This window comes from Anaerocolumna sp. AGMB13020, from assembly GCF_033100115.1.
Taxonomy (GTDB): Bacteria; Bacillota; Clostridia; order Lachnospirales; family Lachnospiraceae; genus Anaerocolumna.
Genome location: NZ_CP136910.1, coordinates 1,903,277 through 1,916,895 on the forward strand (window position 1 = coordinate 1,903,277; position 13,619 = coordinate 1,916,895).

The 13,619-nt window shown below is 41.2% G+C and carries 13 protein-coding genes; 5 read left to right on the top strand and 8 right to left on the bottom strand.

What is annotated here, in order from left to right:
- Positions 1-294: 294 nt before the first annotated feature.
- The 7 genes from R2R35_RS07465 to R2R35_RS07495 form a co-directional block, all read right to left on the bottom strand.
- On the bottom strand, positions 295-1,044 hold the full coding sequence (locus tag R2R35_RS07465) for an ABC transporter ATP-binding protein (RefSeq protein WP_317733878.1): 750 nt from the start codon (positions 1,042-1,044) through the stop codon (positions 295-297).
- Between the two features lie 78 nt (positions 1,045-1,122).
- Positions 1,123-2,142 (bottom strand): ABC transporter substrate-binding protein, encoded by a 1,020-nt coding sequence (locus R2R35_RS07470; protein WP_317733879.1) that lies wholly within the window; start codon positions 2,140-2,142, stop codon positions 1,123-1,125.
- Between the two features lie 110 nt (positions 2,143-2,252).
- The gene (locus tag R2R35_RS07475) at positions 2,253-3,068 is read right to left on the bottom strand and encodes an ABC transporter permease (protein ID WP_317733880.1); all 816 of its coding nucleotides are present in this window, start codon (positions 3,066-3,068) and stop codon (positions 2,253-2,255) included.
- A complete protein-coding gene (locus R2R35_RS07480) occupies positions 3,037-3,333 on the bottom strand; it encodes a thiamine-binding protein (RefSeq protein WP_317733881.1) in 297 nt (98 codons plus the stop codon). The genes R2R35_RS07475 and R2R35_RS07480 overlap by 32 nt, the downstream gene beginning before the upstream one ends.
- A 460-nt stretch (positions 3,334-3,793) precedes the next feature.
- Positions 3,794-5,743 carry an oxidoreductase gene (locus tag R2R35_RS07485; RefSeq protein WP_317733882.1) on the bottom strand — a complete coding sequence of 650 codons (1,950 nt, stop codon included), beginning with the start codon at positions 5,741-5,743 and terminating at the stop codon, positions 3,794-3,796.
- A 164-nt stretch (positions 5,744-5,907) separates the two neighbouring features.
- The gene (locus R2R35_RS07490) at positions 5,908-7,140 is read right to left on the bottom strand and encodes an L-lactate MFS transporter (protein WP_317733883.1); all 1,233 of its coding nucleotides are present in this window, start codon (positions 7,138-7,140) and stop codon (positions 5,908-5,910) included.
- 414 nt (positions 7,141-7,554) lie between these two features.
- Positions 7,555-8,109 carry a PadR family transcriptional regulator gene (locus R2R35_RS07495; RefSeq protein WP_317733884.1) on the bottom strand — a complete coding sequence of 185 codons (555 nt, stop codon included), beginning with the start codon at positions 8,107-8,109 and terminating at the stop codon, positions 7,555-7,557.
- A 501-nt stretch (positions 8,110-8,610) separates the two neighbouring features.
- Here R2R35_RS07495 and R2R35_RS07500 point away from each other — a divergent pair.
- The 4 genes from R2R35_RS07500 (at position 8,611) to larC (ending at position 11,818) form a co-directional block, all read left to right on the top strand.
- Complete coding sequence (locus R2R35_RS07500) at positions 8,611-8,754, top strand: hypothetical protein (protein WP_317733885.1); 144 nt, start codon at positions 8,611-8,613, stop codon at positions 8,752-8,754.
- Between the two features lie 100 nt (positions 8,755-8,854).
- Entirely contained in the window at positions 8,855-9,028 is a 174-nt protein-coding gene (locus R2R35_RS07505) for a hypothetical protein (RefSeq protein ID WP_317733886.1), read from the top strand.
- Positions 9,029-9,238: 210 nt separating this feature from the next.
- A complete protein-coding gene (locus R2R35_RS07510) occupies positions 9,239-10,135 on the top strand; it encodes a 2-oxo acid dehydrogenase subunit E2 (RefSeq protein ID WP_317733887.1) in 897 nt (298 codons plus the stop codon).
- A gap of 195 nt (positions 10,136-10,330) precedes the next feature.
- Positions 10,331-11,818, top strand: a complete 1,488-nt coding sequence (gene larC, locus R2R35_RS07515) for a nickel pincer cofactor biosynthesis protein LarC (protein WP_317733888.1) — start codon at positions 10,331-10,333, stop codon at positions 11,816-11,818.
- Between the two features lie 48 nt (positions 11,819-11,866).
- Here larC and larB read toward each other — a convergent pair whose 3' ends face one another.
- Complete coding sequence (gene larB / locus R2R35_RS07520; RefSeq protein ID WP_317734762.1) at positions 11,867-12,610, bottom strand: nickel pincer cofactor biosynthesis protein LarB; 744 nt, start codon at positions 12,608-12,610, stop codon at positions 11,867-11,869.
- Between the two features lie 340 nt (positions 12,611-12,950).
- Between larB and R2R35_RS07525 the strand changes: the two genes are divergently transcribed.
- Positions 12,951-13,496: an ECF transporter S component gene (locus R2R35_RS07525; RefSeq protein ID WP_317733889.1), complete on the top strand. Its 546-nt coding sequence runs from the start codon at positions 12,951-12,953 to the stop codon at positions 13,494-13,496.
- Positions 13,497-13,619: the final 123 nt, after the last annotated feature.

Genomic DNA, 13,619 nt, shown 5'->3' on the forward strand with positions numbered 1-13,619 from the left:
ATAAAGTGTATGGCTACACTCTTATTATATCTTATTTATCATATCTGTAAATATTATTTCTTAAATAAAAGTATCTAACTTTACTCTTTTTCGACATTTTTCATGATTTTGCACATAGTAATAATTACCTATATACACTTACATAATTACTATATATAATAACCAATTTTTTCAGTCTGATTCATAGTTTATCACACTGTAAAATTAATTCAGGCCGCATACCCCCTTACCAAAAAAAGGATGCACTGCCGAATCCTGCTCTGGGTTCCGGTGGTGCATCTTTTTATTGGTTCATTATTCCCTGCTCTTTTTTAAAATCATATTGATATGCTTCTTATAACGAATAAATTCATCACTTACAAGGAACTCTTCCCCTCGGGGCCGTTCACTGTCAATTATAAGTTCCTCGGAAATATGCCCCGGTTTACCGGTCATAACATATACACGGTCGGATAACAGGATGGCCTCATCAATGTCATGGGTTATAAAAAGCGTTGATAATTTAATGTTTTCCATTACCTGAAGATACCATTCATGCATATTGCTCTTGGTTATGGTATCCAGAGCACTAAAGGGCTCATCCAGCAAAGCTACCTGATCTGAAAACAGATATGTCCGCAGAAGTGCTGCTCTTTGTCTCATACCACCAGATAACTGCCTGGGGTATTTTAACTGGGTACCTTCAAGGCCAAACTCCTCAAAAAGAGCGGAAGCCTTTTCCCTTGCTATTTTCCTCTTCTCCCCTTTAATCACAAGAGGTAATGCTACATTATCAACAATAGTTTTAAAGGGAAGCAACATATCTTTTTGAAGCATATAACTTAGCTTTCCGGTTTTCCCTGTAATATCCTCCCCATCCAGGGTTATACTTCCTTCCTCGGGTACCAAAAGACCGGATAATACATTAAATAAAGTAGTCTTTCCCACACCGCTTACTCCCAGAAGGCTTACTATTTCACCTTGTTCGAGTCTTAAGGATATATTTTGTATAATTTTATTGCTGCCATAGCTTACACTGATGTTGCTGGCTGTTAATTTATCCACGGCTGTTTAACCTCATTTCTGCACCTGCCTTAACGCATATATTTGATTCCACGTACCAGTGCATAACAACTTATTTCTTTAATCAGCTAAATAGTCATTGGAGAAACCTGTACCGGAAGGTATTTCTTTTTCAATCAGGCTGTTGTCAAATAACCATTTATAGAAGCCGTCCCATCTGGTTTCATCTATATATCCCCATTGGGTAACCTCTGCTTTATATTGGTCTGCCAGCCACTTCTGGCTTTCTGTAACAAGTGCTTTATCAAGTTCCGGCACAGCTTCCACAAGAAGATCCGCAGCTTTTTCGGGCTCTGCAATGGCATATTCATAACCTTTTTTGACAGCCGCCAGGAACTTCTTCGTCGTGTCAGGATCTTTTTTTAGAAATTCATCATTGGCTATGATAACCGGGCTGTAATAATCCAGTTCAGTTCCATAATCAGCAAAATTGAGATAATTTGTCTCAAGCCCGGCTACTTTTGTAGCAATACCATCCCATGCATAATATACCCATACAGATTCGATATCTGTCTGAAGTGCTGTAACAACATCAGATACCGTATTGGGAATGAGCTTGATTTTATCATAATTTCCACCGTCATCTTCCACTATCTTCTTGATAATGGCAAGTTCAATAGGGGAATCCCAGGTTGCATAGGAATGGCCCTCCAGCTTCTTGGGGGAATCAATACCCAGTTCCTTGGGTGATATAATTCCGGAGGTATTATGCTGGATAATCGCTGCTACTGCCGTAACCGGAATAGGGCTGTCGGTTGCATAAGCAGGTGCTAAGGTATCCTGAAAGGATATACCAAATTCCGCTCCGCCGGCTCCTACCAAAGAAGTAGTACTTCCTTCCGGTGGCTGCATGATTTCTACGTCCAATCCGGCATCTGTAAAGTATCCAAGTTTATCAGCCACATACAGACCGGTATGATTGGTATTGGGTGTCCAGTCAAGAACGATTCTTACCTTTTTAAGGCTGTCACCGGAGGCATTGGCATCCTTACTGTTATTGCCTGCGTCTTTGCTGCAGGCTGAAAGGCCTGCTGTTAATAAAGACAGGCATAAAGCAACTGCTAGTATTTTCTTTTTCATAAAACTCCCATCTGTGTGCCTGGCACACGTATAATCATAAAGTTGAAGTTGATACAGCTTCCACTTTTTCTGTCTGGTTTAACATTTAAAAGCATAACCTGTACTCTGATTTACCTTTTACGTTTGTTGTATTTTAGATTGCCTCTGAGAATGTTATCCGGCTTCTCTTCTCTGTCCCAGGGGGTAACCGCTTTTTGCAGCATGGTAACTCCAAACATTAACAGAAGACTGATAAATGAGATAAAAAATATTACCGCAAACATTTTGTCGTAGGAATAGGATTTTCTTACCCTTGTCATATATACACCAAGCCCACTGAAACCTCCAAGCCATTCTGCAACAACCGCTCCTATAATGGAATAAGATACGGATATCCGGAGGCTTGAAAAGAAATGGGGTATGGCACCTGGCAGCTTGATATGTAAAAAGCTTTGAAATTTACTTGCTCCCATAGCCCTTAAAAGATTTAGGGCATCCTTATCAGCAGCACGAAAACCATCCAGTAAGCCAATGGTGATGGGGAAAAAGGAAGTTATAATAATCAAAGTAATCTTAGGCAATATTCCATACCCCAGCCATAACACCAAAAGCGGTGCAATCGCTACGGTAGGTACTGTCTGGGTTATAATCAGTACAGGATAGATTGCCTTATAGGCAATCAGGAACCGGTCCATTAAAACCGCAACAAAGAATCCCAGCAGGATTCCGCACGTAAGACCTAAAAAGGCTTCTGCCAGTGTTGTCCTTGCATGAGCCATTAATAGGGTAAAATCTCCTATAAATGCTTCTACCACCTCACTTGGTGAGGGAAGCATAAATTTAGGTATGATTCCGCCGGCAGACAATAACTGCCACAGTAAAAGAATGGCTGCTATTGCAAATGCAGGTGATATTTTATTGATGATGTTTTGTAACTTTCTGGTCAATGGTAAGTACACCACCCTCCGGTGCAAATGTTATTTTTACATAAGCTGCAACTTTAGGGCAGCCTGCCTTTATTGCTATGTACTGACAATTCTTAACGATTTCCATCAGCTCTTCATAATCCCCTTCTATGGCTGTTTCACAGGGCCCAACATAATATTTTAAGCCGGTGCTTCTGATATAATCGATAACCTCGTCTACTACTCTGATAACTTCCTCATCGCTGTTTACGTGAGGCAATACCTGGATTGCTACACTTGCATTCATGATGCTTCCTCCTTTATCTCTGTATAATAAAAAAACTCACCGATTCCGGTGAGGTAATGTATAATGGCATATTCTTTTACGCCGTTTATTTCTATACATCCCTACGCCAGCATTATCCGGATCAGGTACGAAACAGCTCTAGCTGCTTCAGGGTTTAAAACATTTGGTAGTTTCCTCTCAGCCTGATTCATCAGGCACCCCTAGTTCATGGCAAGTGTAGCATAAGCATTGTGGATTTGTCAAGGGGAAGTAAATCCTTCTTCTATTTCTGTACTTCCCCTTTATTACAACTCCTTCAAAAGGAAGCTGCAAATATTATCAGTACATCCTATAATTGCATGACCCTCTCCTTTTAAGTAGTTGATTTCAGCTGCCGGTAACAGCCGATTTATTCGCATTACATAAAAGCTGCCCTTAAACACCTGGTCTAAGAGCAGCTTTTTTATCTTTCCCTATTTATTTATATATCCAAAGCAGCATGATGTCCTTGATAGATTGCCGCTGTTATGTTAGAAACTCTACTACAGTCTCCGACTACAGCTACATTAGGTGCAACATTATAGAGCTCTTCTACCACGGCTCTTCTTGCTTTCTGACCCAGGGCACAGATAACTGTCTCTCCTGCTATCAGAATTTCTTTGCCTGATGCGTCCATACATACCACACCTTCTGTTGATACCTTCATTCCTTTATGTCCGGTATATACGGCTATTCCACTCTTATCAACTTCCTGGAGCAGAAGAGGACGATGTCTGATATTGGCATCGGGAGCCAGCTCGCTATTCATCTCTACCAGACTTACCCGCTTACCTTCTCTTGCAAAATGGATGGCAATCTCAGCACCTGCCAGACCACCGCCCAATACCACGACAGAATCCTTTACCTGGTCCTGCTTTTCGTGATAATCGGTTACTACAATAACATTTTCTCCATCAAGTCCTGGTATTTTCGGTACAATAGGTTCTGAGCCAACCGCTATGATAACGGCATCGGCCCCTTCCTTCTCCGCAGTGGCTCTGTCCACCTCTGTATTCAGCCGGATGGTTACACCAGCTTCTTCTGCCAGTCTTCCAAGTCTTTCCCCCAGCTGATACATTTCGTATTTAAATGGTATCGCCTTTTCACCGATCAGGATACCTCCCACCTGATCATTTTTATCACAAAGAACGACCTCATGTCCCCTTCTGGCTGCCGTATAGGCCGCCTGCAGACCTCCCGGTCCTCCGCCTACTACCAGTACTTTTTTCCTTTGTGCTGCCGGAGTGACCTCCATTCCGTCCATTTCCCGTCCAATCAGAGGATTAACGGTGCATCTTCTAGTTGAGGTTGTGGCTCGTTCTGCCATACAGGTATAGCAACGAAGGCAGGGGATAATATATTCCTCTCTGTTGGTCATGACCTTACGAGGCAATTCCGGATCTGCCAGAAGGGCTCTTGCCATTTCCACTACATCTGCTTTTCCGGAAGCTATGATTTCTTCCATCATTTCCGGATCATTTAAGGCACCAATGGTAGCAACAGGAACCTTAACATGTTTTTTTATCTCTTCTGCCAGATAAACATTGACTCCATGAGGCAGGAACATAGACGGATGGGTTACACCAAAACCTCTTTGATAGGTTCCTGCAGATATATGAAGCAAATCAATCTTATCCTCCAATAACTTGGCTATTTCCACACCTTCTGCCAGTTCATAGCCGCCTTCAAACAATTCTGAACCGCTCATTCTGAATTCTATGGGAAATCCGGGCCCAACGGCTTTTCGTACACTGTCCAGGACTTCCATGGCAAAACGTACACGATTCGTTAGAGAACCGCCGTATCCGTCCGTCCTTTTATTAAAGTAAGGTGATAAGAACTGATTAATAAGCCAGCCATGACCGCCATGCACCATAACCATCTCAAAGCCTGCTTTTTTAGCCAGTGCAGCCTTTTCACCATATGCTGCAACGATTTCCTGAATCAGCTCTTCTGTCAGTTCTTTCACTTCTCTGCCATCAGGACGTATACCTGCACTTGGCCCCCACTGTGAAAGACTTTCCTTCTTCTCCTTATCCACCAGATAAGTTCCCGCATACTGACCGGAATGAGATAATTCCACACTGGGAATCGCTCCATGTCTGCGTATGGCATCTGCGGTATAAGTAAAGCTTGCCAAAGACCCCACTGTCTGCAGATCTAAATGGAACATATGGGAGGCTTCTGTCTTAGGATGCACCACTAGCTCACTGACTGTTACTGTAGCTGCTCCTCCCTTGGCACGCAGCTCATAAAAGGCGGTGGATTTTGGTCCTACGGTACAGTCTGCGGTAATATCCGTTCCCCCCATGGGTGCTCCAAACATACGGTTTCTAAAAAATACATTCCCTATCTGAATTGGTTTACTTAAATTCGGAAATTTACGTTCCATCTTTTCTCTCCTATTGCATATCCCTGAATTTTCCGGGATAACTGCCACAAAGAAGAGTGAAAGAAGCTTGTTGTGGCAGCCATACTTTCTATTATTTTCTTTCACCCTTTTCAAACATGCCGATGCTGCCTTCCTGCATACGGCAAATACTAAAAAGTTACTGCTTATTGTCTTTTCTTTAACATTCTGTATAGGAAGGTCAATACCAAACCTGCTGCAGAAAATATCATAGCTATGAAAAACGCTTTGTTATAGCTGCCGCTGCCTCCATAGATATGATTTAGAATACTGGGACCCACATAGCCTGCCAGCGCAAAACCGATGAACATGATGCCGTAATTGACACTATTGTATCTGGGCCCAAACTGGTCGGCTGTAAAGCCTGGGAATACTCCCATAAATGCTCCAAAGCAGATACCGATAATGGAAATTCCAACATAAAACAAGGCTATATCCCCTTCTTTTGCCATAAATAAAAGCACCAGTCCCAGAACGGAAAATACACAAGCTGCTGCCAGGGTATTAATGCGGCCGATTCTGTCTGATATACTCCCTGCAAATACTCTACCGAAGACATTGAACAATGCAAGAGTAGAAACAGCCGCCGTTGCTGCGGCAGGAGAGATACCTATCATATTCTGGGCAATGGGAGAAATCATAGGAATAAACATCAATGCAGCAAATGCACCACAGGTAAGCATCGTGATCATCACATAAAATTCAGGGGTGGCAAGCATTGCTTTCCAGTCCTTATCCTCTGTCTTCTTACCTCCGGAAACAGCAGCCGGAGGGGTAAAACCTTCCGGTACAAAATCTGCAGGGCATTTTTCGATGAACAAAGAGCTGACACCAATAATTACAATGAAAGCACCACCGATTACTTTAAAAGCGGTTGTGGGTCCCGTTGCGGAAATAATCGCAGCTGCGATTGGCGGAATGATTACAGAGCTGATACCAAAAGTTGAGGTGGTCAATCCTCCCACCAGACCTCTTTTATCCGGGAAGAATTTGATGCAGGTACTGATTGTTGCCCCATATACCATTCCCAGACCAAGCCCTAATAAAAGACTGTAAGTAACAATCAGAAAACCAACACTGTTAGCAAAACCTGACAGGAACATTCCGCCTCCAAACATCATTCCCCCAAGGAGGACAACAATCTTAGGGCCCAGGGTATCATTGATCTTACCACCTGCAATCATGGTAATAGGTCCAACAGAATTGGCCAGAGTAAATACAATTGCCAGATCCTTTGCCGTTAGTGTAACCCCCTTTAATCCCCCTAAATATTCTGCCATTGGTCCTGCCAATACACTCCATGCATACAAGGAGCCAATACACAGGTTGATAAAACAGCTTGCCGTCAATATCAACCATCTTTTCTTTGTGTAACTCATAACCTTCCCTCCAACTTTGTTATTTTTATAACGTTATTTATATCACAATGTTTCATACATGTCAATATTGACATGTATATTTTAATATGTATATTTCTATTTATTTGCTTATCGATTGTGTATCAGTGTTAGAATTTATTCTACAATATTCTTGACGTTAGACGAATTCAATCTGCTTTTAATTAAGGGTAGATCTTAGGGAAATTACAGTATGAGACAGATGTAAGACAAAGCGGATCGTTTAACGGTACCCTGCATTTTCATACATCCTGGCAAAAAAAGAAAAATAGAGTGGAGCTGGTTAAAGATTCCGTTTTTTAGATGCAAAAGACCGCTTATCTTCAACTCCCAAAGAGAATAAGCGATCTTCCTGTACAAAAGATATACCTGTTATAGTTGTTTTTAATTGAACACTTATGTTTCTTGCTTCATTGCCTCTTCGCTATAACGAATGCATTCATTAAGCCAGGCTATAATATTCTCTTCCCGCATGATAGCTCCCCTCAGTACGATAAAATCACCAAAACGGTCAGAGTCATGGGCAGGAGTCTCCGGATACTGCTCCGAGGTTTTTTTCAGATTATTTAGGCGTTTGATGTGCTGCTGCCTTTGATTTTCCAGCAGATAAATCCTTGTCTGTAGATCCAGGTTATTGGAAAAATACATACGAAGGCGGAAGATATCTTTTGGTGTCTGCTGAATCTTTTCATCTTTATGTAGCCACTGGATAAATTCATTCCGGCCTTTATCCGTTATGGTATACCTTTTGGATTCCAGTATATCCCCGCTGATTTCAATATCAAATACGACCAGCTTTTCCTCAAATAATTTCTTTAATTCCGGATATATCTGGCTATGGTTGGCATACCAGAACTCAGCCAGTTCAAAGTTAAATTCTTTCGCAATTTCATAACCGGTCATAGGATGTCTCATTAACAATCCCAGGATGGCATACTTTAAGGCTCTCATAACAGTCTCCTTGGAATAATGTTTCATAAAAGTATTTCATTCTTTAATAACTATAACATATCAGTACCAGTAGTCAAGTTCGTTCTATTTTAAGATACTTGCAAAAGTTAACCCAAAGGTCTTGACATTCCTTTGTTCAGCCGATATACTTGCGGTGTATTCTAAATCAATACGCAAATCTATGTAACTTATCAACCTTAAATCGAAAGGAGGACAATTATGATGTACTTTAAATCTACAACCATCAACTTAACAGCAAGCAACAGAGGTCTGATTGTCCTGGCGTCCATTTAAGGTTCTATATATCTTTATAAGTGAATACAGATTTTCTCCTTTCAGTATAAAAAATGCTAGAAGATATAGCATTTTATATACAGAAGAAATAAACCTGCTTTTGCTTATTTATTCCTTAATTGTTTTCAGGCAGCACGGATATCAGCACCTCTTCTGGTGCTATTTTTGTGTAAATTTTTATAGCACTGCCATAGAAAGGATCAGCAATTGATAACAATTAATGGAGCCTATACCTCTGCTACTCCTTTTGCTGACCGCAGATTTGATGAAATAAGCGAAGTTATACAAGAAACCGTAACCATAAATAAAATAATCCGTCCTGTCTATCATTTTAAAGCCAGCGGAAACTAATATGTGCCTGGGTAAGTTAAACCTCATCAAACCAGACCGTGGATTTCAAAAATCTGAAGAGGAAATAACTTACTCCAGCTCCAGAAAGCAGGTGTCAGAAATGGCTGTATTTAGAGAAACTCCTTGTAAATACTATATCTCTTTTGGTAAATGTACCAAAAACAGAGAAGCATGCCATACAGGTTACTGTCAGCATTGTGACAAATATTATCCTCGTGCCAAGGTCAGACATATGAATAAAAAGAAACAATATAATGAGAAGGCTCGTATGTAGGATATCAGAAATACCTCCTCCCTTTCCAGATAAAAGAACCAATGGCAACTGTTATTTGGTCCTGGAAAGGGATCTGTTTAAGGTTTAAAACTACAAGAGAGAAATAAATTTGTTCGTACATAGGAGAAATCAAACCTGGTCCACCATATAATGAATCAAATAAACTGTTCTGTTCAACCTTCCTTTATCTGAATAGAGAGGAGTCACCCAATGACAACGAACATACAATTTGATATGCAAAGGCGTATTGTTTCACATATGACCACAAAGTCCTGGAACACCATTCCCCATGTATCCTATCTTTACGAACCCGACATAACTGATTTTTATAACGCATATGAGAATTTCAATCACATCTCCTCTAAAAAAATCAGCTTTAATACCATAATGCTGCGGACAATTGTAGAAGGTATAAAAAAGGCTCCATCACTTAATGCTACCTTAGCTTATCACCCGAAGAAAATCCAAGGAATACTAACTCTCCATGAAAATATAAATATCAGCCTTCCGTGGCTGCTGCCGGATGGGAAAATGATTACGCCCGTAATAGTTCATACAGAAGATAAAACCCTCTCCTCACTTTCTTCTTCCATTTCTGAAATGAAGGAAAAAATATCTCATACCAATATAAATGAGCTGCTTTACAAAGCTGCTCTTCAAGATACGATAGCAGAATTGAAAAAAATGCATGTGGGTATTTTAAGGCGTATACTGGCCGCACAGCTTGGTCCTCAGCGCATAAAAGGTCTTTCCGGAAAAGAAAAAGTTAAGTATTATAATTCCGCCGAAATGCACCTTTCATCCAAAAACTTAACCAGCGGAACTGTTACCATCTCAAACATAGGCAGTATTTACAAAGAGCAGACCGGCTGTTTTGCCCTGTTAGAAATCATTCCTCCGCAGGTTTTTGCCGTTGGTCTGGGAGCTATCCAGGAAAAGCCCGGTGTCTATATTAACGATGACGGTGTTAAAACAATCGGAATCCGAAAAACACTCCCTATGTGCCTGGCCTTTGACCATCGAGCCGTGGATTTCTCCTCGTTGCTTCCGTTCTTAAAGACCATGGATCAAATCTTTCAGTCACCGGATATTATTCATTCCTGGTGAACCAAACCTGTATAACATTTAATCGATGACCAGGCATAATACCTTTTGATTATTAGCCAGTCATAAGTAACTTTTGATATTATTGCACCACCCATAACTTAATGTTATAATTATCCCGTTATAAATTTATATCCTAAATCATCAATTAACTAAACTCTTATAATAAATTCACCCAATCAGAAAGAAGGTATACCAATGAAAAAGCAAAGTTTATATTTGGAATGCTACTCAGGCATCAGCGGCGATATGACTGTCGGTGCATTGCTGGATTTAGGAGCAGATAAGGATGTTTTACTGAACGGCTTAAAGAGTCTCAATGTTGACGGTTACAAAATAGAAATTACCAGAAAATTAAAGAACAGTATAGATGCCTGTGACTTTAATGTTATTTTAGAGAAAGACAATCATGACCATGATATGGATTATCTCTTCGGTCACGAGAAAGCTGTTCAACCTGCCAATGCTGTCACTTCAAAATCCTATAAGCTAAAAAGCCCGGCACAAGCTCACAACACCGGGTCACTAAAATTACATGGTACCGTACAAGTACATGACCACAATCATGAGCATACCCATGACCATAATCACTCTAGTGCCTCCGAATCAACGGTACCCCATGCACATAGCCATAAACATGAGCCGCTTCATACCCATGACCATCCCCACAGTCACTCAATTTCCACACCCCATCTGCACTACGGACATCACGAACACAGGAATCTTCAGGATATTTATACCATAATTGATGCTTCCTCTATTACAGACAAGGCCAAAACAATAGCCAAAAGAATCTTTCTCATTATCGCCGAAGCAGAATCCAAAGCCCACGGCAAGTCCCTTGAGGAAGTTCACTTTCATGAAGTAGGTGCTACCGATTCCATCGTAGATATAACGGCAGCCGCCATCTGCCTGGATAATTTGAATATCAGCAAAGTATACGTATCCGAACTTTACGAAGGCCGCGGTCAGATTACCTGCCAGCATGGAGTCCTTCCCATCCCTGTTCCCGCAGTGGTAAATATCTCCTCAAGATACAGCCTCAAGCTTCACCTGACACAGGTAAAAGGAGAGCTGGTCACCCCCACTGGTGCCGCCATTGCTGCAGCCATCAGAACAAAGGAGGACCTGCCCTCTAATTTTACTATCAGTAAAATTGGACTAGGTACCGGAAAAAGAGCCTATGAACAGACCAGCTTCTTAAGAGCTATGTTGATTGAGGAAGCTGAAACTGCATTACCGAATACCATTCCCGATACGGTCTGGGTTTTGGAAGCGAACCTTGACGACTGCTCCGGCGAAGTTCTTGGACATACCATGGATCTCCTGCTAAAAGGCGGTGCCAAAGATGTGTATTACACCCCCATTTATATGAAGAAGAACCGGCCGGCCTATCTGTTAGGTGTTATTTGTGCAGAAAAGGATATTCCTGCAGTGGAAGAACTCATCTTTACACATACCACAACCATTGGCATCCGCAGACAGGAAATGAAACGAACCACCTTAAACAGAAGCTTTACAACCATTCAGACACCCTATGGTGAGGCAACCGTAAAAATCTGCCGCTATTTGGATAAGACTTTCTGTTATCCGGAAGGGGACAGCATAAGAAGTCTATCCTTAAGTTCTGGTTTGGATTATACCACTTTATACAGTCTGGTTCAGACCCTGGCTCTTAAGCTATGACCTGGATTACTTTTGTTATCGAGGGCCTGATAGCTCCTGGCTTATGCATTATTCTTTACAAAGTCTGTTTATCTGGGTTGCCATATAACCTGCACCAAAACCGTTATCTATATTAACCACCGCCAAACCTTCTGCACAGGAATTGAGCATGGTCAATAATGCAGAGACACCTCCAAAGCTTGTACCATAACCTACGGAGGTGGGCACTGCGATAACCGGCTTGTCAACAAGTCCGGCTAATACTCCTCCCAAAGCTCCCTCCATTCCGGCAACTGCAACAATACAGTTTGCTTTCTGGATTTCCTCCAGTTTAGCAAATAACCTGTGAATTCCGGCAACACCTACATCATAGATCCTAACGACATTACTTCCAAAAAATTCTGCTGTTCTGGCTGCTTCCTCTGCTACCGGAATATCTGCCGTACCACCGGTACATACTGCTACCAGGCCTGTCCGCTCTTTCTTCTCTTTTTCAACAGACAATATTCTGGATAAAGGGTCGTAAGTCACGTTGTCCAATACCTTTTTCACTTCCTCATACTGCTCTTTGCTGGCCCTAGTTCCAAGCACGTCCGTATCATGAAGATAGAATCTGCGATAGATCTCTGTCAGATGTTCCTTGCTCTTACCCTGACAGAAAACCACTTCTCCAAACCCGCTTCTAAAATGTCTGTGATGATCTAATTTGGCAAAGTCCAGATCCTCATAAGGCATTTTTTTTAATAAATCTGCTGCTTCCTCAAGTTCTATTTCACCTTTTTTAACCTGCTCCAGAAATTTGTAAACATCCATCCTTCTAACCATACCTTTCTCAGAACCTGCAGACAATAAACTGCAGGCGTATCAAATAAAATATAAAACAATCATACTTTTGCCAGCTTATAAAATAACGGAATAAAAATGTAGAAAAGTCTATCTCTCTTAATTACATATCTCTTTCCTGTGTAAACAGGGTGTAGTTCTGTGTATTTTGAATTATACTAACCGTACTTAATAATAAATTCAAGCCAAATAATCTGGCACTATTAATTTTTTTATTACTGGAACTTTCAATCATGCCAATTTTAGAATAAAGTAACTAAAAAGCAGTTCTTATTCATAAAAAGATGTCCAGCACGGGAGGTATCAACACATGAACACAAAAAATAATAGCCAGATACTTATCTTATCCGCACTTATGGCTGCCTTAACTTGTATTGCAACCATGATAATCAAAGTTCCGACACCTGCACTTGGGTATATTCACTTCGGTGATGGAATGGTCCTTCTGTCCGGTATCTTATTAGGACCAATTTATGGAAGTCTTGCAGCTGGGATCGGTTCCTTGTTTGCAGATATATTATCCGGTTATGCCGGTTTTGCGCCAGCCACTTTAATTATCAAAGCTCTTGCGGCACTTCTCGGTGGATGTATATATCATGCTATTTGCAGACATAACCTTAAACAGAATAATCGTATTCTCGGGGTAATTGCCGGCGGTCTGGGCGCCGGTGCCATCGTGGTGACCGGATATTATCTGTTTTCAGCCTTTATCCTTGGAATGGGTGCAAAAGCAGCACTGATTGATATTCCCTTTAATCTGGTTCAGACTGTATTTGCAATATTAGGAGCGTCCCTCCTGCTGCCGGTACTGGATAAGGTACCTGTAGTCAGAAAAGTAATTTATAAAAGATCATAATTTGTATCGTCCTCTGTGATATATCATAGCACAAGTTCTAATTGCTTTCAATGCAGTGATCTCTACCCCCCTCCCGGTAAACTTGCCAGAGGGGGTTTCATTTTCCTCTTATACAACCAAATA

What these genes read in the sequence shown, in the direction of transcription:
- R2R35_RS07505 (WP_317733886.1), top strand. Translation starts at nt 8,855, where the DNA reads ATGGCTGTATTTAGAGAAACTCCTTGTAAATACTATATCTCTTTTGGT.
- R2R35_RS07480 (WP_317733881.1), bottom strand. Translation starts at nt 3,333, where the DNA reads ATGAATGCAAGTGTAGCAATCCAGGTATTGCCTCACGTAAACAGCGAT.
- R2R35_RS07495 (WP_317733884.1), bottom strand. Translation starts at nt 8,109, where the DNA reads ATGAGAGCCTTAAAGTATGCCATCCTGGGATTGTTAATGAGACATCCT.
- R2R35_RS07490 (WP_317733883.1), bottom strand. Translation starts at nt 7,140, where the DNA reads ATGAGTTACACAAAGAAAAGATGGTTGATATTGACGGCAAGCTGTTTT.
- larB (WP_317734762.1), bottom strand. Translation starts at nt 12,610, where the DNA reads ATGGATGTTTACAAATTTCTGGAGCAGGTTAAAAAAGGTGAAATAGAA.
- R2R35_RS07485 (WP_317733882.1), bottom strand. Translation starts at nt 5,743, where the DNA reads ATGGAACGTAAATTTCCGAATTTAAGTAAACCAATTCAGATAGGGAAT.
- R2R35_RS07470 (WP_317733879.1), bottom strand. Translation starts at nt 2,142, where the DNA reads ATGAAAAAGAAAATACTAGCAGTTGCTTTATGCCTGTCTTTATTAACA.
- R2R35_RS07510 (WP_317733887.1), top strand. Translation starts at nt 9,239, where the DNA reads ATGACAACGAACATACAATTTGATATGCAAAGGCGTATTGTTTCACAT.
- R2R35_RS07525 (WP_317733889.1), top strand. Translation starts at nt 12,951, where the DNA reads ATGAACACAAAAAATAATAGCCAGATACTTATCTTATCCGCACTTATG.
- larC (WP_317733888.1), top strand. Translation starts at nt 10,331, where the DNA reads ATGAAAAAGCAAAGTTTATATTTGGAATGCTACTCAGGCATCAGCGGC.